Origin of the sequence: Leeuwenhoekiella nanhaiensis, assembly GCF_002744755.1 — a bacterium.
Lineage (GTDB): Bacteria > Bacteroidota > Bacteroidia > Flavobacteriales > Flavobacteriaceae > Leeuwenhoekiella > Leeuwenhoekiella nanhaiensis.
The window spans coordinates 1-24,661 of sequence record NZ_KZ319302.1; the positions used below are offsets into that span (position 1 = coordinate 1).

25 protein-coding genes are annotated in these 24,661 nt (G+C 42.1%); 17 read left to right on the forward strand and 8 right to left on the reverse strand.

Annotated elements, in window-relative coordinates; genetic code table 11:
* The first annotated feature begins 227 nt into the window (after positions 1–227).
* A complete protein-coding gene (locus CJ305_RS19840) occupies positions 228–407 on the forward strand; it encodes a 30S ribosomal protein THX (protein WP_099647493.1) in 180 nt (59 codons plus the stop codon).
* A 12-nt stretch (positions 408–419) separates the two neighbouring features.
* Here CJ305_RS19840 and yaaA read toward each other — a convergent pair whose 3' ends face one another.
* From yaaA to CJ305_RS16985, 6 genes are all read right to left on the reverse strand, one after another.
* On the reverse strand, positions 420–1,184 hold the full coding sequence (gene yaaA / locus CJ305_RS16960) for a peroxide stress protein YaaA (protein ID WP_099647494.1): 765 nt from the start codon (positions 1,182–1,184) through the stop codon (positions 420–422).
* Between the two features lie 196 nt (positions 1,185–1,380).
* On the reverse strand, positions 1,381–1,665 hold the full coding sequence (locus CJ305_RS16965) for a hypothetical protein (protein WP_099647495.1): 285 nt from the start codon (positions 1,663–1,665) through the stop codon (positions 1,381–1,383).
* 153 nt (positions 1,666–1,818) lie between these two features.
* Positions 1,819–2,514, reverse strand: coding sequence for an ABC transporter ATP-binding protein (locus CJ305_RS16970; protein WP_099647496.1), 696 nt, complete (start codon positions 2,512–2,514; stop codon positions 1,819–1,821).
* 69 nt (positions 2,515–2,583) lie between these two features.
* Complete coding sequence (locus tag CJ305_RS16975; protein ID WP_099647544.1) at positions 2,584–3,354, reverse strand: O-methyltransferase; 771 nt, start codon at positions 3,352–3,354, stop codon at positions 2,584–2,586.
* A 187-nt stretch (positions 3,355–3,541) separates the two neighbouring features.
* Positions 3,542–5,416: an ABC-F family ATP-binding cassette domain-containing protein gene (locus tag CJ305_RS16980; RefSeq protein ID WP_099647545.1), complete on the reverse strand. Its 1,875-nt coding sequence runs from the start codon at positions 5,414–5,416 to the stop codon at positions 3,542–3,544.
* Between the two features lie 144 nt (positions 5,417–5,560).
* A complete protein-coding gene (locus tag CJ305_RS16985; protein WP_099647497.1) occupies positions 5,561–5,947 on the reverse strand; it encodes a pyrophosphohydrolase domain-containing protein in 387 nt (128 codons plus the stop codon).
* Positions 5,948–6,065: 118 nt separating this feature from the next.
* Between CJ305_RS16985 and CJ305_RS16990 the strand changes: the two genes are divergently transcribed.
* The 4 genes from CJ305_RS16990 to CJ305_RS17005 all read left to right on the forward strand — a co-directional run bounded on the left by CJ305_RS16990 (position 6,066) and on the right by CJ305_RS17005 (position 9,226).
* The gene (locus tag CJ305_RS16990; protein ID WP_099647498.1) at positions 6,066–6,254 is read left to right on the forward strand and encodes a hypothetical protein; all 189 of its coding nucleotides are present in this window, start codon (positions 6,066–6,068) and stop codon (positions 6,252–6,254) included.
* A 78-nt stretch (positions 6,255–6,332) separates the two neighbouring features.
* Positions 6,333–7,388, forward strand: coding sequence for an SRPBCC family protein (locus CJ305_RS16995; RefSeq protein ID WP_099647499.1), 1,056 nt, complete (start codon positions 6,333–6,335; stop codon positions 7,386–7,388).
* Entirely contained in the window at positions 7,385–7,756 is a 372-nt protein-coding gene (gene crcB, locus CJ305_RS17000) for a fluoride efflux transporter CrcB (protein WP_099647500.1), read from the forward strand. Before CJ305_RS16995 ends, crcB begins: the two co-directional genes overlap by 4 nt.
* Before the next feature lie 243 nt (positions 7,757–7,999).
* Complete coding sequence (locus CJ305_RS17005) at positions 8,000–9,226, forward strand: MDR family MFS transporter (RefSeq protein ID WP_099647501.1); 1,227 nt, start codon at positions 8,000–8,002, stop codon at positions 9,224–9,226.
* Here the strand turns inward: CJ305_RS17005 and CJ305_RS17010 are convergent.
* Positions 9,216–10,616: a hypothetical protein gene (locus tag CJ305_RS17010; protein WP_143469409.1), complete on the reverse strand. Its 1,401-nt coding sequence runs from the start codon at positions 10,614–10,616 to the stop codon at positions 9,216–9,218. The two genes, CJ305_RS17005 and CJ305_RS17010, sit on opposite strands and share 11 nt — an antisense overlap.
* Before the next feature lie 537 nt (positions 10,617–11,153).
* On the opposite strand from CJ305_RS17010, the gene lipA reads away from it, so the two are divergent.
* From lipA to CJ305_RS17030, 3 genes are read left to right on the forward strand one after another with little or no spacing between them, the layout of a single operon-like run.
* On the forward strand, positions 11,154–12,026 hold the full coding sequence (gene lipA / locus CJ305_RS17020) for a lipoyl synthase (RefSeq protein ID WP_099647504.1): 873 nt from the start codon (positions 11,154–11,156) through the stop codon (positions 12,024–12,026).
* 11 nt (positions 12,027–12,037) lie between these two features.
* A complete protein-coding gene (gene gap, locus CJ305_RS17025; protein WP_099647505.1) occupies positions 12,038–13,033 on the forward strand; it encodes a type I glyceraldehyde-3-phosphate dehydrogenase in 996 nt (331 codons plus the stop codon).
* Between the two features lie 55 nt (positions 13,034–13,088).
* Entirely contained in the window at positions 13,089–15,311 is a 2,223-nt protein-coding gene (locus CJ305_RS17030) for a tetratricopeptide repeat-containing hybrid sensor histidine kinase/response regulator (protein WP_223248912.1), read from the forward strand.
* Here CJ305_RS17030 and lpxK read toward each other — a convergent pair.
* On the reverse strand, positions 15,308–16,324 hold the full coding sequence (lpxK, locus tag CJ305_RS17035) for a tetraacyldisaccharide 4'-kinase (RefSeq protein ID WP_099647507.1): 1,017 nt from the start codon (positions 16,322–16,324) through the stop codon (positions 15,308–15,310). The two genes, CJ305_RS17030 and lpxK, sit on opposite strands and share 4 nt — an antisense overlap.
* 124 nt (positions 16,325–16,448) lie before the next feature.
* Here lpxK and CJ305_RS17040 point away from each other — a divergent pair, with 124 nt between their 5' ends.
* From CJ305_RS17040 to CJ305_RS17080, 9 genes are all read left to right on the forward strand, one after another.
* Positions 16,449–17,543, forward strand: coding sequence for a Nif3-like dinuclear metal center hexameric protein (locus CJ305_RS17040; protein WP_099647508.1), 1,095 nt, complete (start codon positions 16,449–16,451; stop codon positions 17,541–17,543).
* A 1-nt stretch (position 17,544) separates the two neighbouring features.
* Positions 17,545–18,324 (forward strand): zinc ribbon domain-containing protein, encoded by a 780-nt coding sequence (locus CJ305_RS17045; protein WP_099647509.1) that lies wholly within the window; start codon positions 17,545–17,547, stop codon positions 18,322–18,324.
* Positions 18,325–18,452: 128 nt separating this feature from the next.
* Positions 18,453–19,115 (forward strand): peptide-methionine (S)-S-oxide reductase MsrA, encoded by a 663-nt coding sequence (msrA, locus tag CJ305_RS17050; protein ID WP_189319481.1) that lies wholly within the window; start codon positions 18,453–18,455, stop codon positions 19,113–19,115.
* On the forward strand, positions 19,115–19,549 hold the full coding sequence (locus CJ305_RS17055; RefSeq protein WP_099647510.1) for a DUF4174 domain-containing protein: 435 nt from the start codon (positions 19,115–19,117) through the stop codon (positions 19,547–19,549). The genes msrA and CJ305_RS17055 overlap by 1 nt, the downstream gene beginning before the upstream one ends.
* Before the next feature lie 235 nt (positions 19,550–19,784).
* On the forward strand, positions 19,785–20,897 hold the full coding sequence (locus CJ305_RS17060; RefSeq protein WP_099647511.1) for an alkene reductase: 1,113 nt from the start codon (positions 19,785–19,787) through the stop codon (positions 20,895–20,897).
* Between the two features lie 94 nt (positions 20,898–20,991).
* Positions 20,992–21,639 (forward strand): flavin reductase family protein, encoded by a 648-nt coding sequence (locus tag CJ305_RS17065; RefSeq protein WP_099647512.1) that lies wholly within the window; start codon positions 20,992–20,994, stop codon positions 21,637–21,639.
* A complete protein-coding gene (locus CJ305_RS17070) occupies positions 21,629–21,772 on the forward strand; it encodes a DUF2256 domain-containing protein (RefSeq protein WP_099647513.1) in 144 nt (47 codons plus the stop codon). Before CJ305_RS17065 ends, CJ305_RS17070 begins: the two co-directional genes overlap by 11 nt.
* Positions 21,769–23,064, forward strand: a complete 1,296-nt coding sequence (locus CJ305_RS17075) for a DASH family cryptochrome (RefSeq protein WP_099647514.1) — start codon at positions 21,769–21,771, stop codon at positions 23,062–23,064. The genes CJ305_RS17070 and CJ305_RS17075 overlap by 4 nt, the downstream gene beginning before the upstream one ends.
* A 44-nt stretch (positions 23,065–23,108) precedes the next feature.
* Positions 23,109–24,644: a cryptochrome/photolyase family protein gene (locus CJ305_RS17080; RefSeq protein ID WP_099647515.1), complete on the forward strand. Its 1,536-nt coding sequence runs from the start codon at positions 23,109–23,111 to the stop codon at positions 24,642–24,644.
* Positions 24,645–24,661 lie beyond the last annotated feature (17 nt).

Sequence of the window (24,661 nt, forward strand, 5' to 3'; positions counted from 1 at the left end):
TAAGTGGTCAACCTATATCAGGGACGTACACTGTGAAATTCTGAATTCTGAATTCTGAATTCTTAATTCATAACTGATTAGTGGGTTATTGGGTTATTGGGTTATTAAAAAAATAAAAAAAGTTATACTCCTAATTCTGCATTCTGAATTCCCAATTGAAGAACATTTGCGCTTTCGGGCTTGATTTCTTATTTTGAAGGTACTACTAATCAAAAAATTAAAGTCCAATGGGAAAAGGAGATCAAAAAACCAAACGCGGAAAAATACACCGGGGCACTTACGGTAAGCTAAGACCAAAAAAGGGAAAGAAGAATCCGGCGACTACTGCTGATGTTCCTACGAAACAAACGGCTACCAAAACAAAAGAGGCCGGCAAAGCGACCTCAGATAAAAGTTTAGCAGATTAAAAGCCCTAAATCTTAACGAACAAAAACAAGTTCGTTTTTATCTAGATCAGAGTACTGCTCGCTAAAGCCGTACCCGTCATAATCAAAGCCCTTCAGGTCTTCTATGGTTTGCACATCCTTATCTATAATGTAGCGAACCATAGAGCCACGGGCTTTTTTCGCGTAAAAGGAAATGATTTTGAGCTTTCCGTTTTTATAGTCTTTAAAAACCGGAGTAATCACCGGCACTTTAAGTTTTTCAGGCTTAACCGATTTAAAATATTCCTGACTCGCGAGATTCAAAAACAGCTCATCGTCTTTAAGTTCTTTGTTTAAAGCATCCGTGATTTTTTCGCCCCAAAACTCGTACAGGTCTTCGGTTCGACCGCTTTTCAATTTCGTGCCCATTTCGAGACGATAAGGCTGTATCAGGTCCAGCGGTTTCAACACACCGTAAAGTCCGCTGAGAATGCGTAGCGTATCCTGAAGTTTATCCAGCTTTTCGGTTGGAATGGTGTAGGCATCAAGACCAGTGTACACATCCCCATCAAAAGCATAAACCGCCGGGCGTGCATTGTCTTTGGTAAACGGGGTATTAAACTCTTTATAACGCTGGTAGTTAAGATCAGCCAGCTTGTCGCTGATGCTCATGAGCTCTGAAATCTCGGCTTTAGTCTTGCGCTCTAATTTTTTATTCAGGGTTTCGGCCTCTTCGAGAAACTGAGGCTGCGTCGCCCGTGTGGTGGGCAATTTGTCTTCGTAATTCAGTGATTTTGCCGGGGAAACAACTGCTTTCATATCTAACTCTTTTGACCAAAAATAAGCATTCACAAAAAGCTATCGAACGGCTTTTGATAAGTTTTGGCAATTGGGGGATAGATGTGTGACGTTAGATTTGAGATTTGAGATATGAGACTTTAGAAGTAAGACTAAAGAATAGAGAGCAGAGAACAAAGAAGTTACTCATTTATCCTGCATCTTTCAGAAATTGAACTTAAGACAGGAAGAGGTAATAAAATAGTACTACTAAAACTATAGAAAGGAGAACAAGATAAAACTCCTTTAGGAGCTGCTTTTGAGCCTTCTTCTTGATTTCAACTTTCAGCTCTGCCAGCTTAGTCGGATCGATAGGCTCTTTTGTAGATGGTTTGGGCTGCCCGGAATTTTTCAGCGAATTTTGTAAAAGCTTTTCTTCCCGGCGCTCCAGTTTTTTGCGACGTAATTCTTTAAACCTTTGGTTATGCGCACTAAACCTTCCAGATGTTCCATCTACAGGCATATTTCATAATCTTTAAATAACCTCGTCGGGAGATTTGAGACTTGAGATGTAAGACTAAAGAACAAAGCGAAGAGCGTAAAGTCCTTAAAAACTAAAATTTAACTCCAACCCGAGTTCCAATAAATAATAATAATAATAATAGCAATAAACCGGCTAACCCACCAAACTCTTACGCACATCACTCTCTATCAAACCATCCCGCAAGCGGATTACCCGGTGCGCATGTTCGGCGATGTCTTCTTCGTGAGTAACGAGAATAACCGTATTTCCTGCTGCGTGAATGGCGTCAAACAAGCTCATGATCTCTACGGAGGTTTTGGAATCCAGGTTACCGGTGGGCTCATCTGCCAGGATAATCGACGGTTTATTGACCAAGGCCCGGCCTACGGCAACCCGTTGACGCTGACCTCCGGAGAGTTGGTTAGGCTTGTGATCCATACGATCTGCCAGGCCTACATCGGCTAAAACCTCTTTTGCCCGCTCGTGACGCTCCGTTTTTGAATAGCCTGCATAGACCATAGGCAGCGCGACATTATCCAAAGCCGTAGTACGCGGCAGCAGATTAAAGGTTTGAAACACAAAGCCAATTTCTTTGTTACGCACCTCAGCGAGTTCATCATCGGTCATCGAACTCACATCCCGATTGTTGAGCACATATCTGCCGGAAGTAGGCGTGTCCAAACAACCCAACAGATTCATCAATGTAGATTTCCCCGATCCTGACGGCCCCATTATCGCAACGTACTCTCCTTTTTCGATTTGAAGATCAATACCTTTAAGTACGTGAACAATTTCGTTTCCTAAAGGAAAGTCCCGCTTAATGTTTGTAATGTCGATAAGGCTGCTCATAAAATAGAACGTATTAAAAATTGCTGGTACGGCATATATGTAGCAAGATAACCGATTGAGTTACAAAATTTACAAGCGAATCTTAAAATGTTCTTTAGCCTGCTCTGCTCTGAAAAACACAAACCCCAGCCAGAAACAATCTACCGTCACCCGAACTTTGGGATGTTGTTTAATATGTTCCCAGGCTTCGGTCATTCCTTCAGACCAATAGATATCATCAAAAATCCAGATGCTATCGTTGTGCGCGGTAGGCAGTAATGCTTCGAAATAGGCCAGCGTCGCTTCTTTACTGTGATTGCCGTCAAAGTAAATCAGATCGAAATTCCTGTTTTTTTGGTGCTTGATTGTCTCAGCAAAATCTCCGGTCAGGATTTCAACAGCATCAATTTTCCCTGTGCTTAAGGCTTTCCGGGCCACATCTGCAGTTTGCAGACAGCCTTCAAGGGAAGTTACCTTTCCGTTTTTGGGTAATGCCAAAGCTGAAGTCGCCAAACCCAGTGAAGTACCCAACTCGAGAATTGTTTTGGGTTTGAAATACGACACCACCCTGTACAGCAACTTCATACGTTTTAAAGTAGCCCCGGCGTGTTTGGCAATATCCTTTACTGCCCGGGTATTGCTTTTAAAGACCCGGGAACCGGCGCCAAAATCGGTTACCTCGATTACTTCTGAAGTGCTCAGCAAATCCCGGCGGTACTGCTTCAGCTTTTGATAGTAATCTTTTGACTTACGGTCGTACAAACATTGAGTCACAAAAGCATAAACAAAAGGCGAATGCACCCCATGCTGGTTGGTCGCCTTCCGCAGAAATTTTAAATATGCTTTAGGGATGTACCACATGCGCTGTTCTCTGTTCTCTGTTCTCTGTTCTCTGTTCTCTGTTCTCTGTTCTCTGTTCTCTGTTCTCTGTTCTCTAAAGAAATATTTCGTATTTCGTATTTCGTATTTCGTATTTCTAAGCTCTAAATAAGGTTGAAGCGTTGAAACGTTGAATCGTAAAGAATACTTTTTACTTACTACTTTCCTTTCACCCTTCCATCTTAGCACCCAGTTCAAACCAGCGCTCGGTAAACTCGTCAATTTTATCCTGAATTCCCTGCAACTCGATGGATCGCTTGTTGATTTCGTCGCCAGACAAATCGGGATTTAGAAATTCGGCTTCTTTAGCCACTTTTTCCTTTTCCAGTTTGGCGATGTCGCGCTCCAGACGGTTGTACTCCTTTTGCTCGTTATAGGAAAGGGTATTGTTCTGGGTTTTCCAATTGTCTTTGTTGGTTTCTTTAGCTGCTTCCGGTTTCTTTTCTTCTTCCTGAACCACCGCCGGTCCCGAATCGTAAGCCCTGAAATCAGAATAGTTACCCGGGAAGTCTTCTACTTCGCCCTGCCCTCTAAAAACAAAAAGGTGATCTACAATTTTATCCATAAAGTAGCGGTCGTGAGACACTACAAGCAAACAGCCGGGAAAGTCGAGCAAAAAGCTCTCCAACACATTAAGCGTTACGATATCCAAATCGTTCGTGGGCTCATCGAGAATCAAAAAGTTGGGATTCTGAATCAAAACGGTACAGAGGTACAACCGCTTACGCTCTCCTCCGCTCAGTTTTTCAACAAAATCGTATTGCTTTTTACGATCGAATAAAAAGCGCTCCAACAACTGCCCGGCAGAAATCTGTCTGCCTTTTTTAAGCGGAATGTACTCCCCAAATTCTTTAATAACTTCAATTACTTTTTGCCCCGGTTTGATCTCGATCCCCTTCTGGGTGTAATAGCCAAACTGAATGGTTTCGCCAATCACAATCTTACCCCCATCGGGTTGCATTTGCCCGGTAAGAATATTTAAGAAGGTAGATTTTCCGGTTCCGTTTTTACCAATGATCCCAATGCGTTCGCCACGCTGAAAGTTGTAGTCAAACTTGTCGAGGATTACCCGGTCTTTAAAGGATTTTGAGACTTTGTGCAGCTCTACAATCTTGCTACCCAAACGCTCCATATTGAGTTCGAGTTGTACCTCGTGATCGTTACGGCGTTTGGAAGCACGATCTTTGATTTCGGCAAAATCGTCTATTCGTGATTTTGATTTGGTCGTACGCGCCTTGGGCTGACGGCGCATCCACTCGAGTTCCTTTTTAAAAAGCTGCTTGGCTTTTCCGGTTTCGGTTTCCTCATTGGCGATACGCGCATCCCGTTTTTCGAGGTAATAGGCGTAATTGCCTTTGTAGCTGTACAGCTGCCCTTCATCAAGCTCGATGATTTCATTACACACGCGTTCCAGAAAATAGCGGTCGTGCGTAACCATAAAAAGGGTAAAGTTTTCTTTGGCGAAAAAAGCTTCGAGCCACTCAATCATTTCCAAATCGAGGTGGTTGGTAGGCTCATCTAGAATCAGCAAATCGGGTTTGCTGAGCAGCATATTGGCCAGAGCCAGACGTTTCTTTTGACCACCGCTTAGTTTTTCAACTTTCCGGCTCAGATCGTCTAGCTTCAACTGAAATAAAATCTGCGTGTATTGGGTCTCAAAATCCCAGGCCTGATGCGCTTCCATCTGATCAAAAGCTTTTTGATAGGCTTCCGAATCTTCCATATTTTGAAGCGCGTGCTCGTAGGCCGAAATCACTTTCAGGATTTCATTATCGCTATCTAAAATGGTTTCTTCCACCGTAAGATTGGGATCCAGATTAGGCTCCTGTGGTAAAAAGGCCACCTTGATGCCCTTACGGAAAATCACCTGACCACTATCGGGGTTTTCGGCACCTGCCAAAATATCAAGCATAGAGGTTTTTCCGGTCCCGTTTTTGGCGACCAGGCCTATTTTTTGGCCTTCATTAATACCAAAAGACAAATCTTTAAACAGAACCCTTTCGCCGAAGGCTTTAGAAATAGATTCTACCGAAACATAATTGATTGCGCTCATAGGCTGCGAATTTAGCTTATAAAAACGGGAATAACGTACCTCGCGTCAAGCCCACGAGGCATTTGTTGTGATGCGTTGAATGTTCTTAGACAAACCGCGATAGTTTCTTGCATTTAGCAACGCCAAAAAATTCACTTATTTAGCCAGGATGTCGGCAATATTCGGTTTAAAATAGGAAGGGCCTTTAAGTACTTTGCCGTCTTCGCGGTAAATGGGTTTACCATCGGCACCCAGCTTACTCATATTGCTGCGCTGAATTTCATCAAAAACTTCCTCGATCTTATGCTGCATTCCGTGCTCGAGAATAGTTCCGCAAAGAATGTAAAGCATATCGCCCAGAGCATCTGCGACTTCAGTCAGATCGTTATTATTAGCGGCCTCCAGGTATTCTTCGTTTTCTTCGCGCATCAACTCAAACCGGAGTTGATTTTTGGCTTTGCCTAAATCTGCCGTGGGCTTTTCTTGGATACCTAATCCAAATGCGGTGTGAAATTCGTGTACTGCTGCCAATCTTTTTTTCATTGTTTTGTTTTAAAGGTTGAAACTTTACCGTGTAAATAACCAAAAAACAGGTCTTTGTCAGATAAAGTACTATCGTTTTCTGTTTGTTATGGCTTAATTTTGCCCAAAAATACTCATAATGTTTAGCACCGGTCAGATCATTTTTGCCATTCTGTTTTTTATAGCCTTCGTCATTTTTGTGAGTTTCAGTTATAAGAAAGACCGAAAGCTGCACCGCAAAGAATACAAAGGCAGTTTTTGGGTGTTAGTAGGTTTTATCGCATTTGTTTTGATTCTCTTCGGAATAAAACTCTACCTGAAAGAATAATTCTTACTTTGATATCGCCAATACTGTGTTATTCTAGACCAAAGTGTTAAATTAGCAGTATAACCTTCCCCCTTTATTATGAAAATTCTAAAATACCTCTTCTTTTTACTGCTGATACTTTTTATCGCAGGCGCCATCTACTTTGCAACCAAAGACGGCACTTATGATATTTCAGAAAGTAAAGTGATTGAAGCTCCCTTGAGTCTCGTCTTTGATGAGGTAAATGACTACAAAACCTGGGAAGAATGGGGGCCCTGGAAGCAGGAAGATCCCACAATGGTATTCAATTACCCTGAGAAAACGAGTGGCGAAGGTGCCAGTTATTCGTGGAATGGCAAAGAAGTTGACGGATCTATGCGCACCACACAGGTAATCCCAAACCAGCGCATTGAGCAGCAAATCACTTTTATCACTCCCGCAGGTGAACGCGAGGCAGAAGTGTTTTGGCAATTTCAGGAGGTAGAAAAAGGAACCGAGGTCACCTGGGGAATACGCGGCGAGCACACCCTTACCGATAAAGCTTATTTTACGTTAACCGGTTATGACTTTGATGGTGAAATGCGCAAAATGTATCAATTGGGTCTTGATAATCTGAATCAGGAAGTAGTTGAAGCTATGAAAGCGTATACCATTAAAGTAGATGGTCTTACGCAGTATAGCGGTGGCTTTTATATGTACACGACTACTTCAACAACTTTAGAAAACGTAACTGATAAAGTAAACGAATTGCTTCCTCAGGTACGAAGTTTTATGGAAGGTAATAACATCACCATCAGCGGCAAACCTCTTACGCTTTATAATGCGAGAGACACTTCAACAAACAGCGCAATCATCTCTGGCGGAATACCTACAACCTCACGAATTGTTGTCCCTGAAGACAGTGCCATTTTATGTGGTTTTATGCCTTCGTACACCGTCATAAAAACCACGCTCACGGGCGACCTGACTTATCTTAAAGAGGCCTGGAAGAAAACGGAAGACTACCTTTCGCAAACTGGCTACAATCAGGTAGAAGGATCAGCTATTTTTGAAGTTTATGTAAAAGGTGCTGAAGAAGATCCTAACCCGGCCACCTGGATTACCGAATTGTATATTCCGGTTCAAATAGCTGAGCCCGAGAATGAACTGTTATGAAGCAATTGCTCCTCGTTTTTTTAGGTGGAGGTGCCGGCAGTACCCTACGTTATGTACTGAGTCGCTGGCTTAACACCTCGCAAAACGGAATTCCTTACGGTACTTTTGCCGCTAATATCCTGGGGAGTCTTTTAATAGGTTTGATTCTGGGGTGGGCATTTAAAAACAACAGCCTCAGCGCTAACAGTACCTTACTCCTGGCTACCGGATTCTGTGGCGGCTTTACTACATTCTCAACTTTTGCTTACGAAAATCACCTGATGCTTAAAAGCGGGGACTTCATCACCTTTGCCATTTATACGCTGACCAGTTTGATTCTTGGTTTTGCTGCCGTCTTTGCAGGAATGTGGCTCACCAAAGCTTTCTGAGAAAAAAATGAACCACTCAAGGCTTAAAATTCAATCTTTTGATTAGCTTTGAATGTATAACGTAGCAGGTACTGCTGCCAAACTAAACTAAAATGACCATTTTCTTCACATCCTATCGTCAACTGAAGGTCTCTAAGACCCCGCCGGCTTTGTTGTGTTGATACTTAAACGTTTCTATATATCACTTCTAAAGTCTGGCCCATCGCCAGACTTTTTTTTATTTCCAACAACCAAAACGAACCCATGAAAACCCTTTTCAACGCATACCTGAATACCTTTAGAGGCCTCTCTAAAGAGGTTTGGTGGCTGGCGCTCATCACTTTTGTAAACAGAGCCGGTGCCATGGTGATTCCTTTTCTATCGCTTTATTTACGAGATGATCTTAAATTTAGCCTCAGCGATGTAGGCTGGGTGATGACCTGTTTCGGTTTCGGTTCGCTTTTTGGCTCCTGGCTGGGCGGTAAGCTTTCAGACAGTTTGGGTTACTATAAGACCATTTTATTCAGTTTGCTGGGCACCGGGCTGGGATTTTTTTTCCTTCAATTTATTACAGGCTTTTGGCCAATATGCCTTGGGTTTTTTCTGCTTATTGCCATCGCCGACATGTCAAGACCGGCCTTTTTTGTCGCGCTTAGCGCTTACAGCAAACCTGAGAATAAAACCCGTTCCCTAACGCTAATCAGACTGGCCATCAACCTGGGATTTTCAGCCGGGCCGGCCATTGGCGGACTCATTATTGCAAGTATTGGCTATTTTGGCTTATTCTGGGTAGATGGTATCACCTGTATTTTGGCAGGCTTGCTTTTATTCCAGACCCTGAATCCTAAAAAAGCTAAAGAGACAGATCAGGAGGTTTTAATAGCATCTCCGCTTTCACCTTATAAAGATCATCTTTATGTGCTGTTCCTGATCGCTTTGGCCTTATTTGGAGTGGTCTTCGTTCAGTATTTTTCAACTGTACCCCTCTATTATAAAGAGGTCAGAGACTTGACAGAATCTCAAATAGGACTGCTTTTAGGAATGAATGGATTGCTGATTTTCATTTTTGAAATGCCCCTTATCGCATTTATGGAAGGTAAAAAGTGGTCACAGGTAACTAATGTGATTCTGGGCTTGTTGCTTACCGGCTTAAGCTTCGGCGCGTTTTTTATCAATTCTTGGGCAGGAATTCTCATTGTAGGAATGGCTGTGGCAACTTTGGGCGAAATGATTGCATTCCCATTTGGAAATGCATTTGCGCTGCGCCGGGCAAAATTGGGCCGTCAGGGTGCCTATATGGGATTGTACAGCATGTCATTTTCGCTTTCGCACATATTTGGGCACAATTCAGGAATGCAACTTGTAAACGGTTTTGGGTACGAAATAACCTGGCTGGTTATGGCCGGCCTATGTCTTGTAGCAATCGCTCTGTTGTATTACATTAAAAACAAACTGGAAGTAGAAGCAGGCAGTGCGCTCTCTAAAATTTAGCCTTACCCAGATAGCTTTTTATGAGCTCATTGTAGGTCGGCTTAATTTTAAGCAACTCGGTATTGGGGATTTCGTAAAGACTTTCGTAATCCTCATAACCCTGCTTTAATAATTCTTCCAGATAAAAGAAAGCTGTATTGTAATCCTGATCCTGAGCAGAAAGGCTGATAATGTCTAGATAGGATTTGGGTTCCTCAGGATGTAGTATTGTATTCAATACATTCACAAATATGCGCTGCGGAATCAATCTTTGAGTATTCAGAAATAGAAAATCTTCAATTTTATAATCGATGAATCCCAGAATACGTTTTGCCACCTGTTGTTCTTTGGGCTTGCTGCTATTTTTTGATGCCGCTTCAAACTGCCGTATGCGCTCATCCCAATAACCCAGGTTTTCAAAATTGGCCATTGCAAAATCTTCATCCAGAAAATAATCAATGTCCTCCAGTAAAAGTTGCTCTTCAATATTCCCGGAACGATCATTTCTTCGTGCCTGTTTGTAAGCGTCTGAACGTCTTACACTGCGTTGCAAATCACGAATGGGATCAAGGTCAACATACCCGCGGTAGTCGCTCTTCGCATCCTGAATAAGGTCATAACCAGTAAGGTACTCCCTGGAATCAATTATAGACTTCAGGGCTTCCAGATCTTTTGAATAATCAACCGCATAAGCGCTATCGGATTGTTCTCTATTAAGACGCTCATCATTGATGTGTTTCAGCCTGTTGACCATAACGCGTAAAAGAACAGCATCAGGCCATTCTCCTGTATTTTCGTAAGCATACAATTCATTATCCCTGCTAAAGGTATTCAGCAGATAGAAATAGTCGCTCATTTGATAGTAATTCGGAGAAGAGCGACCTACCAGCCCCATTACCAAATTTCGCCCTGCTCTGCGACTGAAGCGATTGGCAAAATACATATCATCAACCAGCAGTAGACGTGAGGCATTGGTAACCACATAGGAAAGAGCGCTTGCTACCCGGGCTCCGCTTCGTAATCCGGTGAGGTAAATATCATTTTGCTTGATGGGTATTTTTAAAAACACATCACGCATCATCAGGATGGCCTTATTGGCATTGGCATCCAGACTGTCTAATGCCTGTGGCAACGGAAAATTATTGGAAACAATTACAAAATCATCAGGCTCTGTTGCCGCCGTAAATAAGCGAGCTGCTCTTACGCCTTCCCCATCAGGATCAAAAACAAAAAGCACTTTTGAGGGCTCCTGACCCGTATAATTAACCGGCAAATAAATGGAATACGGCAAGCTGAGCGTATCATTACTTACCTCGGTTTGGGTAACCATACCCTTTGTAAAGGTTTGGTCCTGAGCATTACCGGCACTAATTGTAAAAACGAATAAAAATAGAAGTAAAGAGACGCGCATAAAAGGTGTTTCAAAAATGAACAACAAGAATTGTGCTACAATTTAGACAATAAAAAAACTGCTTTGTATTAAAGCAGTTTTAATTTAGAGGTGAAAGTTATATGTAATTTTAAGATTCTACGCGTTGGGCGACACGGGCTCTTTTTCGGAAAAGGAATTTTGCGAATAAAGAAACCACGAAAAGGTCTGCAGAGATTAGGAACAAAACTCTTGAAGCTTCTGTACCCCACAAATTGAATCCTCCGAAACCATATACCCCTGTCAAAATTGCTGTAATTAAAAATGGTACTGTTAGACGTTTCATGATTCTTTGTTTTTAGGTTTAATACTGATGTAAAAGTACTAGCATCTGGCGGTTACTTCTCCCAACGAATTCCTAATTGCTATATCTTTAACGCTTACAGGCTATTGATGTTAAGATAGTTAACACATCTCCCAGATTAATATTCCAGAATCTATAGGCCAGGCTCAAGCTTCAACGACAAAGACTTATAATTGGTCCGCAGTTTGTATCTTTGCAAAGCAAAAAAATTGAGCATGAATAGTGAAACGATAACTGCACCGGTACGCCAACCCAAACCCAAGTGGTTACGGGTTAAATTACCTACCGGAAAAAAATACACCGAACTCCGAAGCCTCGTTGACAAATACGATTTGCATACCATTTGCACCTCAGGGAGTTGTCCTAATATGGGGGAATGCTGGAGTGAGGGTACAGCCACCTTTATGATCCTGGGGAATGTATGTACACGTTCCTGTGGATTTTGCGGCGTTAAAACCGGAAGACCTGATACCCTGGACTGGGAAGAGCCTGAAAAAGTTGCTCGTTCTATTAAGTTGATGGGTATAAAGCATGCGGTTATCACATCTGTAGATCGCGATGATTTGAAGGATATGGGATCAATTATGTGGGCCGAAACGGTTAACGCCATTCGCAGGATGAATCCTCAGACCACCTTAGAAACCCTAATTCCCGACTTTCAGGGTAACGAGCGTAATATAGATCGAATCGTTGAAGTTGCTCCAGAAGTGGTTTCCCACAATATGGAAACCGTAAAAAGACTTACTCGCGAAGTGCGTATTCAGGCGCAGTACGACCGAAGTCTGGGAGTCCTTAAATATTTAAAACAGCAAGGTATTAACCGCACCAAGTCTGGCATTATGCTGGGCCTTGGGGAGACGGAAGAAGAAGTTTTGCAAACCATGCGTGACTTGCGCGAAGCTGATGTAGATGTGGTCACCATAGGTCAATACCTTCAGCCTTCCAAAAAACACCTTCCGGTAAAACAGTTTATCACACCAGATCAGTTTAAAAAATACGAGACCTTTGGCCTTGAAATGGGTTTCAGACACGTAGAAAGCAGCGCCCTGGTGCGTTCTTCCTATAAGGCTCAAAAACACATCAACTAGATTTTACAGCTATGGGCAAAATCAAAATCGGTATTAACGGTTTTGGGCGCATTGGCAGAAGACTTTTCAGGCTAGTGCACAAGCATCCGGATATTGAAGTAGTTGCTGTTAATGATCTTGCAGATGGGTTTACCTTAGCGCATCTCTTAAAATACGACAGCATACACGGTATTTTTGACGCCGAGATCCATTTTGAGAATGAGCAACTTTTTGTTGATAATAAGCCGATTCTGCTATTTCAAAATCAGAGTCCCCGGGAAAATGCCTGGAAAAAAGCAGGTGTTGATATTGTCGTAGAAGCCACCGGAAAATTTAAAACCCTCAAAGATTTACAGGGGCATCTGGATGCCGGAGCTCAAAAAGTCATTCTGAGCGTACCCCCTGTTGACGATCACATCAAAACGGTGGTTTTGGGCGTTAATGACAGCATCTTAAATGCTCAGGACCGTATAATTTCAAACGCGAGTTGCACCACTAACAATGCTGCTCCTATGATCAAGGTTGTTAAAGACCTATGCGGTATTAAACAGGCCTATATCTCAACAGTACATTCGTATACTACAGATCAAAGCCTGCACGATCAACCTCATAACGATCTCCGTAGAGCCCGGGCTGCGGGACAGTCTATTGTACCCACGACAACAGGGGCAGCAAAAGCGCTTACAAAAATTTTTCCCGATTTAAATGATGTCATAGGTGGTTGCGGCATTCGGGTTCCCGTTCCTAACGGCTCTTTAACCGATGTTACCCTTAATGTCGCCAGAGAAACCACAAGCGAGGCGATCAATGAAGCTTTTATAAAAGCTTCACGCGGTCATTTAAAAGGTATTCTAGACTATACCACCGTGCCTCTTGTTTCCATTGACATTGTGGGCAATACACACTCGTGCATTGTTGATGGTCAAATGACTTCGGTGATTGGAAATCTGGTTAAGCTAATTGGCTGGTATGATAACGAAACAGGTTATTCCTCAAGACTTATCGATCTCATTCTAAAGATATCTTAAAAATATAAGGCAAAACTCTCCATATTTTCGCCAAAGTGTCTATATTAGTGGCTTAATGAACACAATAATGCTGTCCCTCAGAAATTTTGTTGTTGTACTTTTTACGTTATCCTGCCTCTATTCTTTTGGTCAAAAACCAAAAAATCTGGAGACTACACAAGAGATTCTGGTAGACTCCCTGCTCATAAAGGGCATCAATGCCATCAACACGGCAGAGTTTGACAAGTCTATTCTGAAATTTCAGGAGGCAAAGCAATTGGCACGTAAGATAAACAATCAAAGCCGTGTTGGCCTTAGCCAGCAGTTGCTCGCAAATGTATATTTGAAGCAGGGCGAATACGACAAGGCTTTTCCGGAAATTCACGAGGCCATCAAGATCCATCAGGAGTTACAGGAGTCCGGTAAATTGGCAGAAGATTATTTGACTTATGCCCAACTTCTCGATAAAACCAATAATAAGACTGAAGCTTTAAAATTCCTGGACCAATCAATTGCTATTTTTGAGAGTTCGGGAGAAAAGAATGCCAAGCAAAGCTTAGCTACGGCACACCTGTACAAAGGCGCTATACTTCAGGAGCAGAAAAAAGACGATGCAGCTATTAAAGAGTTTGAACGGGCCTTACAATTTTTCTCTAAGCTCAGTGACTCCCGCAATAACTACAGTATTGCCAGACTGAAACTCCTCATTGCCCGAAGCCACAATAATCTTAATAAACTTGATAAAAGTTTAGCTGAGGCCACCGAAGCTTACAATTTGAGTAAAGAAGGCAGTTTCCCGCTAATCGAAACTGACGCGCTGAGATTGCTGAGCACCATCTCCCGAAAAATGGGCAACCCAGAAAATGCCTTAAAATATTTGGAGCAGTACATTCAAAAAGCACAATTGTATTTTCAGGAAGATCTTGCAAGCACGCGCAATCTTGCTGCCCGCAATGCCTTAATGGCCGATATAAACCCTCATAATTATGACGTTTCAAAACGCGTACAGGCAAATAAAATAACCACTGTTTTAATTATAGCACTTTTTACAATTCTATGTCTTTTAGCTTTATCGCTTTATAAAAACAACAACCTTAGAGCTAAAGCCAATGAATTACTACAGGCTAAAAATGCCGAACTGGTAATCGCCAAGGAAAATGCCGAAAAAGCATCGGTAGTAAAAGCTCAGTTCTTATCTACTATCACCCACGAACTGCGTACTCCTATGTATGCCGTGACCGGGCTTACCCATTTACTGTTAAGCGAAAACCCCACAGAAGAACAGAAAAAACACCTCGATTCTTTAAAATTTTCGGGAGAATACCTGCTTTCACTTATAAATAACATTCTTGACCTTAACAAACTTGAGGCTGATAAGGTAGAAGTTGAGCAGGCAACCTTCAATCTGCGGAAACGCGTAGATGACGTGCTATTTGCCCTGGAACGTTCGGCTCAGGAGAAAGGCAATAAATTGCATCTGGAATACGATTCAGAAATTCCTGATCAAATAATCGGAGATCCTTTAATGATCTCGCAAATCCTCATCAACCTTATCGGTAACGGAAACAAATTTACGCGTGACGGTGATATTTTTGTGCGTATTAAGCAACTGAGCCGCAACGAGACCCAAACCTATTTACATTTTGAGGTTGAAGATACCGGCGAGGGAATTAGCAAGAAAAAACAAAAAGACATATTCCAGAATTTCACTCAGGGGTCTGTACAAATCAACCGCAAATTTGGCGGTACCGGCCTGGGGCTTTCTATTGTTAAGCGCTTACTTACGCTTCAGAAAAGTAAGATTGAGCTGGAGAGTACTTTAGGTAAAGGATCTAAGTTCTTCTTCGACATTAAATACGGCCTGACTCAAAACAAAAAAGAGCCGGAAGAGCGTGTTTACGAAATTGACTACGATGCCCTTAAAGGCCGAAACATTCTTGTTGTAGAAGACAATAAGATCAACCAGATGATCACCCGCAAGATCCTCGAGAAAAACGAAATGAAATGCGATGTAGCCGATAATGGTGAGATTGCGATTGAAAAGGTGCGTTTTGAAAATTACGATCTGGTGCTGATGGATATTCACATGCCGGGAATCAGCGGTATTGAAGCCACACAAAAGATTAGAGAATTCAACAAAGATCTGCCTATTCTTGCGCTGACAGCCGTAACTATTGATGAAAACATTGACGACTTTTATCTGGCCGGGTTTAACGACATCATACCAAAACCCTACAAGGTCGAAGAATTCTTCTTCAAAATTCACAATGCACTAAAACGCAAGAATGTGATTCTCTAAGTACGGGAATGGCCTTCCGTAAAACGCAAAACCGAATTATCAAAAGCTTCCGCATTTTCCAGGAATTGCACTGCAATAGGTAGGTAATACAACTGTGCGTTATTCAATTTATCATGTAATCGCACATAATCCTTTTCGGTAGTCAGGATTCTGTTTTTACCATCCAAAGCCTTTAATTCTGCCGGGCTAAAAGTGTGATGATCTCCAAATTCCAGATGCTCGTAATCTAAACCTAGCCGATCCAGATAATCTATAAAGGGCTTCGGTTTTGCAATCCCGGTTACTACGGTAATTGGTTCAGTTTTAAGAACGTCCCAACTGAGCTGCCCGTCTACACCTGCAGGCATACCGTAGGCGATACCCGCATAATAAACAGGAGCTTCTGTGTACTGCGCTATTCGACCCTTAATTTTGTCCTGCTCAGATTTCGACAACTCCAAAGGACACTTGGTTATCACAACAACATCAGCCCGCGCCGCACCAGATCTGGACTCACGCAGGTTTCCGGCAGGCAATACAAAATCGCTATAAAACAAATCAGAATAGGCAGTAAGCATCACCAGAAAGCCCGGTTTGACATGACGATGCTGGTAAACATCATCCAGTAAAATAACTTCGGGAACCGGATTTTTTTCGCGTAAGCGTTCAATACCCAGACTGCGTTTTTCACAAACCGCTACCTGAATCTGATTGAATTTCCGGGCAAACTGAAGCGGCTCATCTCCTACTTCTGTAGCCGAATTTTCAGGCAAGACATCCAGATACCCCTTTGTTTTACGACCATAACCCCTACTCAGCGTTGCAATTTGATTGCGATCCTGAAGCAAGCGGATTAGGTATTCGACAACAGGTGTTTTCCCGGTACCTCCTACCGAAAGATTACCCACGCCAATCACCGGAAAGTCATATTCCCGCTCCTGAAAAACTCCATTCGCAAAAAAGAAATTGCGTACACGAGTAATACCGTCGTATACCACAGCAAAAGGCCAAAGAATTAAACGTAACTTTTTCACAAGCCCGAAGGTATTACTTTTAGCTTAAATGCAGTATTTCAATACCAATAACAGGATTTGAATACTGCTCTTGTTCTCCAGCAAGCATTGCATAACTTTACCAAATACAGCAGACTTATTATTTATGCAACTACAAACAATTATTGAAGCGCTTGAAAACTTCGCTCCGCTCGCTAACGCCGAAGATTTTGACAATGTGGGACTTCTGGTTGGTGACCGCAATTCTGAAATCACGGGAATCCTAGTCACCCTCGATACGCTCGAAAAAACCGTAGACGAAGCGATTGACAAAAAATGCAACCTTATTGTAAGTTTTCACCCTATCATTTTTATCGGACTCAAAAAAATCACCGGTAAAAACTACGTGGAACGGGTAGTACTTAAAGCCATACAGCACGATATCGCCATTTACGCCATTCATACCGCGCTTGATAACGTTCCGCACGGGGTGAGCAAAGGCATGTGTGACGCTCTTGATCTTACGGATCGTAACATTCTAATCCCGAAAAAAGGAGCGATCAAAAAACTGGTCACCTACATTCCGCATAAGTCTTTTGATCAGGTTCGAAATGCGCTTTTTGAAGCAGGAGCGGGCAGTATAGGCAATTACGATGAGTGCAGCTTCAGCCTTGAAGGTGAAGGCACATTTAAGGGTAATGCTGACAGCAACCCAACACTTGGTGAAAAAGGACAGCTGCATACCGAAGCTGAAAAGCAACTCAATCTGACCTTTGAAGCCCGGCTGGAGTCAAAAGTACTTTCGGCATTGTTTAAAGCACACCCCTATGAAGAAGTGGCCTTTGAGGTTACAAGCTTAGACAACAGCAATCAAAATCTGGGGATGGGAATGATAGGCAGCTTGCCAAATGCTTTGGATGAAAAGACTTTTCTAAACCTGGTAAAAAAGGCTTTTAAGGCGGAAGGAATTCGCCATTCTGCTTTGCTTCACAAAGAAGTGAAACGCGTAGCGGTTTTGGGTGGAAGCGGAAGCTTTGCCATTGATGCCGCAAAAGCCGCAGGAGCAGACGCATACATCACGGCAGATTTAAAGTATCATCAATTTTATCAGGCTGAAAATCAGATCCTGTTGGTGGATATAGGACACTACGAAAGCGAACAATACACAAAAAATATCCTGGCCGACTTTCTTACGAAAAAATTTACTAATTTTGCAGTCGTTTTATCAGAAGAAAACACCAATCCTATTAAGTATTTATAATATGGCAAAAAAGAACGAAGCGACCGTAGAAGAAAAACTCAGAGCATTATACGATTTGCAGCTGATACATTCACGCGTCGACACCATACGCAACGTGCGTGGAGAGCTTCCTTTGGAAGTTGAAGATCTTGAAGATGAAGTTGCGGGATTAAATACCCGACTTGAAAAATTAGGAGGTGAATTAGGCCTTATAGATGATCAAATCAAGGCTAAGAAGATTTTGATTGAAGACGCTAAAGCAGCGATCAAAAAATATTCTGAGCAACAAAAGAATGTACGTAACAACCGTGAGTACAACTCATTGAGCAAGGAAATCGAATTCCAGGAACTGGAAATTCAGCTTGCAGAGAAAAACATTCGTGAGTACCGCGCACAGATTGAGCAGAAAAACGAAGTAATCGAAACTACCAAAGAACGTCTTGAAGAGCGTAAGGCTCACCTGAAACACAAGAAAGACGAACTTGAAGAAATACTGGCAGAAACTCAGAAAGAAGAAGAAGCTTTGCTTGCTAAAAGCGAGAGCTACGAAGAAACTATTGACGAGCGTCTGGTAAAAGCCTATAAGCGCATTCGTTCTAACGTACGTAACGGTCTTGCAGTAGTTGCTATTGAGCGTGGTGCCTCAGGTGGTTCATTTTTTACCATCCCTCCACAGGTACAGGTAGAAATTGCAGGTCGCAAAAAAATCATCACAGACGAGCACAGTGGTCGTATTCTGGTAGATGAGGAGCTTGCACGAGAAGAGCAGGAAAAAATGAATGAGATTTTCGCAAAAATCTAATTCATCATAAATCAAAGTACTGAAAGCCCCGACATTCGGGGCTTTTTTTATGTCCATACGGCTAGTTTAACAGGCTGTTAGCAGCTTGCGTACGAGAATTCCTTTAATTTTATTGAAATTCCCAACTCATGAGATTATTTAGTTTTATAGCTGCTACGATTTTGCTTGTTTCCTGCAAGAATGCAAACACCGGAAATGAAGCAGATAGACAAATGGCTCAGCTTGAGCCGGTACAAACCCAACCCGTGAATGGTTATCAGCGCGCCTATTTTGCAAGTGGCTGTTTTTGGTGTGTAGAAGCCATATTTGAAAGTCTTAAAGGCGTAAATGAAGTCATTAGCGGTTACAGCGGGGGCACCGAGCAAAACCCTACATACAGACAGGTAAGTTATGGTAAAACCAATCACGCCGAAGCAGTAGAGGTGTTTTACGATCCTTCAGTTATAAGTCATCAAACACTGGTCAAGGTATTTTTTGGCTCACACGACCCCACCACGCTTAATCGCCAGGGACCCGATCGCGGAAGGCAATACCGCTCTATCGCTTTTTATCAAAATGAGCAGGAACGAGAAATTATCGAAAACACCATAAAACAATTAAACAAACAGGATTTTGATGGTGAAATCGTAACTCAGGTTTTACCTTTCAGAGAATTTTGGAAAGCCGAAGCTTACCATCAGGATTATGAAGAAAAAAATCCCGGAGATCCGTATATTCAGGGTGTATCTATACCACGCTATAATCGATTTAAAAAACAATTTCCAGAACTTCTAAAAGACAACGCTCACTAATGAAAACCATTACCAACCTTGCCTTAGTCCTGTTCTCCATGAGTGCTGCCGCTCAGGAAGATTTTTCAAAACTCAAATGGCGCAATCGCATTCTGGTGTTTTCAACCCAAAATCTGAAAGATGAGACTTTCGTAGCTCAGTGGGAAAATTTTAAAAGCTCCTCTAAAAAAATTGACGACCGAAATATTCTGCTTTTCGCATTATCAAAAGGAAGGATACTTGATAAAGATCTCAAAGTGATTCCCAGTTATCACATTGCTCCTTTACGTAAAAAATACAACATCCCTCAAACTTATGAAGGCATTACGCTGATTGGTAAAGATGGAGGGGTTAAACTTCAAAAACCGCTGCATACAGAGCCCCGGGTATTTTTTGAAGCCATAGATCAAATGCCAATGCGCCAGCAGGAGATGCGTCAGAATATTGACGATTAAAACAAACTAAATTAGAAAAACGTCAGGGATAGACCTGTTTTATGTAAACGTCTATCCCTTTTTTTTATTAGTAAGTGGTAAGGTAGGCACTTACAGCACAGTATATATCTGATCTTCTTTTTCATTTTACCAAACGTTTAACAGCCTGTATTGTCAGGCTGTATTAATTTTTAGACTTACTAAATATAATACCCTGACAGGGCCATAAAGCTCTGTCTTATATAAAAATTATACTATGAAAACGAATCAACCCTTACTAGAATCGTACAACCTGGGCGCTATAACCCTAAAAAACAGAGTCGTTATGGCCCCTATGACCCGAAGCCGGGCAGACAATCCGGACACGGCTCCTACTGACTTACACGTTGAATACTATACCCAGCGCGCCGGCGCCGGTCTCATCATTACTGAAGGATCTCAGGTTTCTAAACGCGCTGTTGGATATATTCATACTGCCGGAATTTATAATAAAGCTCAGGTTGCAGGCTGGAAAAAAGTAGTAGACGCCGTGCACGAAGAAGGCGGAAAAATATTTATTCAACTTTGGCACGTAGGCCGTATGTCGCATCCCGACTTTCACAATGGTGAAAAGCCACTTGCTCCCAGTGCCGTAAATCCCAATGCAAAATCCTATACGCCTCAAGGTTTTAAAGACACGGTTGAGCCTAAAGCAATGACACTTGAAGAGATTGCGGAAACGCAACAGGAATTTGTACACGCCGCTAAAAACGCAAAGGAAGCCGGTTTTGACGGAATCGAAATACACAGTTCAAACGGCTATTTATTCCATCAGTTTTTTAATAAAAAATCCAATCTAAGAGAAGATCAATATGGTGGTTCCATTGAAAACAGAGCGCGGTTTTTCTTTGAAACACTAGACAAAGTAAAAGAAATCTGGCCTGAAAACCGAATTGGCGTGCGCCTTAATCCTTCCTTAAACGGAACGTTCGGGATAGAAGCTACCGAAGAAACCATCCCTACTTTTGATCATATTATTGAGCGCCTCAACCATTATGATTTGGCCTATCTGCATCTTTCAGAACCTTTTACTGATGTAAGTGACATTGACTTTTTGGTAACCGAAATCGCTAAACGCTATCGTCCCCGTTATAAAGGAAACTTAATGATCAACGCAGGTTTTACTCAGGAGACCGGTAATACCGTGATCGAAGAAGGAAATGCTGATCTGGTCGCTTTTGGTAAACTGTTTATTTCAAACCCTGATTTACCACAGCGCTTTGCGTTAAATGCTCCGATGGCTGAGTGGGATCAGGACACATTCTATACACAGGGTTCTAAAGGCTATACAGATTACCCGGCTTATGAACCTAAGGAGCAGGAAGCCTAATATCTAAATGTTATGTTATTTCGTTTAATGTTAACAGCTTAATGCTTAAACATAAACTAATTTAAGGGTCAGTTCCTAAATTGACCCTTTTTTTATGAAACATTATGATGCACAAGACCTTGAAAATCTACCCTCAAGGTATCGAGCCCATTTTATAAACAGTTGTACCGGCTTCAAATCTGCTAACCTTTTGGGCACCATTTCTGAAGACGGTATTACTAATGTTGCCATTTTCAGTTCGGTAACGCATTTGGGAAGCAACCCTCCCCTGCTCAGTTTTATTTTAAGACCCAACACGGTTAAGCGCAACACCTACGACAACATTTTAAAAATGGGTGTTTTTACCGTTAACCATGTCAATCAAAACTTTATCAGAGAAGCCCATCGCACATCTGCAAAGTATGATGGCGGCGTTTCTGAATTTGACAAAACACTCCTTAATGAAGAATATTTGGATGGTTTTAAAGCCCCTTATGTAAAACAAAGCAGGGTGAAATTAGGCTGCGAATTTGTAAATGAATATTTCATTAAAGAAAACGATTGCCACTTTATCATAGGCGCGATCAAGCACATCTATGTAGATAAAGAAATACAGGCTGAAGACGGCTGGCTCAACCTGGAAACAGCTCAAACCGTTTGCATTGACGGACTTGACGGGTATGCCCTTCCGCAGATTTTAAATCGTTTTTCCTACGCAAAGCCCGATGAAAACGTAAGATCCCTTTCTGACCTTGGCTCATAAAAAACCAAACCTTCCTCAAAAAATTTGTGCAACCTGCGGCAAACCTTTTACGTGGCGAAAAAAATGGGAGAAAAACTGGGACGACGTTAAATACTGCAGCGAACGCTGCCGCAGATCAAAATCAAAAACATGAATATTGCCTGGTTTAAAAACGACTTAAGAACACAGGATAACAACAGCCTATTTCAAGCTGCACAAAGCGAAAAACCGCTGATAGCTGTTTACTTTTTCGACCCTAAACAATTTAAAACAGACCGTTTTGGGTTTAAGAAAACTGAAAAATACAGGGCACAGTTTTTAATTGAAACCGTTCAGGAGCTTCGTAGCGAGCTTGAAAAATTAAATATCTCCTTACTGGTCTTTGCTGAAGAACCCGAAACCAAACTTCCTGAGATCATCAAAAACTATAAGATTGAAAACGTGTTCCTCCAAAAGGAATGGACTTTTGAAGAGCGTATGGTTGTTGAGGGAGTAAAAGCCAATTGTTCAAATTCGGTGACATTTGTAGAAACCTATGATCAGTTTCTCATTCATCCCGATGACCTGACCTATTCTTCCTTTGATAAAATCCCAGAGGTATTTACCCAATGGCGGAAGAAATGTGAGAAGCAGGCTGACATTAGAAAGACCGTAGCGATTAAACCTCTGAATCCAGAAAATCTACTCGGTGAAGCAACAGCCATTCCATCACTTGAAGATTTGGGTTTAGAATCCTTTGAAGTAGATGAGCGTACTGCTTTTCCATTCAAGGGTGGAGCGCTTCAGGGGTTGAAGCGGATGAAGAATTATTTTTGGGAGACCAAAAACTTAGCCCGTTATAAAAAAACGCGTAATGGGCTGGTGGGCAAAGATTACAGTTCTAAACTTTCGGCATGGCTGGCAAACGGAAGCATTTCGCCCCGAACCATTTATTACGAAGTAAAAAAGTTTGAACAGGAAGAAACTAAAAACGACAGCACCTACTGGCTGATTTTTGAACTCTACTGGCGGGATTTCTTTAAATATGTTTCGCTTAAACACGGTGATAAAATTTTCCATCTGAGCGGTATTTTAGACAAAGACTACCACTGGAGCACCACTAAAGCTGCCCGCGAAGAATGGATTGAGGGGCGAACCAAATATGATTTTGTCAATGCCAATATGAAAGAAATCGCTCTAACCGGCTTTATGAGCAACCGCGGCAGGCAAAATGTGGCGAGTTTTTGGGCGAAAGAACTGCAGCAGGACTGGCGCATTGGCGCTGCCTATTTTGAGAGTATGCTTATAGATTATGACGTGCACAGCAATTATGGCAACTGGCTTTATAACAGCGGGGTGGGCAATGATCCGCGCGATCGTAAATTCAATATAGAAAGCCAGGCGGACCGCTACGATGGCGATCGCAAATACCGTGATCTCTGGTTAGCTAAAACCTTATTTGATTAATTTTTTGGAAGAGCCAAATGAGATTCATTTAAATACTTAAGATTTTGAAAACTTTACGCCTCATTCTGGGAGACCAACTTAATCATAAACATTCCTGGTACGATCAGGACGACAACGACATCATCTACTTTATGGCCGAAATGCGCCAGGAAACTGATTATGTAAGGCATCACATTCAAAAGGTGGTGGCGTTTTTTGAGTCGATGCGCAATTTCTCGGAATGGCTGGAAGAACGCGGCAAAAGCGTCATTTATTTTAAAATTGATCATCCGGATAACGAACAGGATTTGGTCAAAAATCTCAAAAAACTCATCAAGGCGCACGATATCGAAAAGTTTGAATACCAACTCCCGGATGAATACCGGCTTGATGAGCAACTGAAGAACTTCTGCAAGGATCTCGATCTGGAAACCGAAGCTTTTGATACCGAACACTTTCTAACTTCACGTACCGATCTGGAAAAATTCTACGAAGGAAAAAAAGCCTACACTATGGAATATTTCTACCGCGATATGCGTAAGAAATATGATATTATGATGGTGAACGACAAAGATCCTGAGGGTGGCAAATGGAATTTTGACCAAAGCAATCGCAAAAAATGGAAAGGTACACCTGAAATCCCCCATGAACGCGGTTTCCGTAAAGACGTCTCCAAGACCCTGGAGCAAATAGAAGAGGCAAGAATTAAAACTATAGGCAATATTGACGCATCGGCATTTAACTGGCCTACCTCCCGCCCCGATTGCCTGAGTGTTCTCAATTATTTCTGCGAAAATTTATTGGTACACTTTGGCGACTATCAAGATGCGATGGATCCCGATCAGATTTACCTCTTTCACAGCCGGTTGAGTTTTGCGATGAACAGCAAGATGCTGCATCCCAAAGAAGTAATTGAAAAAGTAATCGCGCATTGGCGCGAACATAAAGACAAAATCGACATCAGTCAGGTTGAAGGTTTTGTACGCCAGATTTTAGGCTGGCGTGAGTATATGCGCGGGATGTACTGGATGAAAATGCCGGGTTACAGACGTAGCAACAAACTTGACAACCAAAATAAGCTTCCTGATTTTTACTGGACAGCAGACACGAAAATGAACTGCATGCGCCACGCCATCAAGCAAAGTCTCGACCATGCTTATGCGCATCACATACAGCGACTTATGATTACGGGCAATTATGCGCTGCTTACACAAACCCATCCTGATGAAGTAGATGAATGGTATCTGGGCATCTATATTGATGCTATTGAATGGGTTGAAATCACCAATACCCGGGGCATGAGTCAGTTTGCAGACGGTGGCCTGGTGGCCACAAAACCTTACGTCTCCAGCGGAAGCTACATCAATAAAATGAGTAATTATTGCGGCGACTGTGCCTACAGCGTTTCCAAGAAAACCGGAGATAATGCCTGTCCCTTCAACAGTTTATACTGGAATTTTCTCTACGAAAAGCAGGAATTTTTTAAAGATAATCAGCGTATGAATATGATGATGAGTATGCTGGAGAAGAAAGATCAGAAGGATTTGGAGGCCCTGGTCGATAGAGCGCAAGAAATCATAAAGAATCCTCAAAACTTCTGATTTTCAAGTTAATTCGA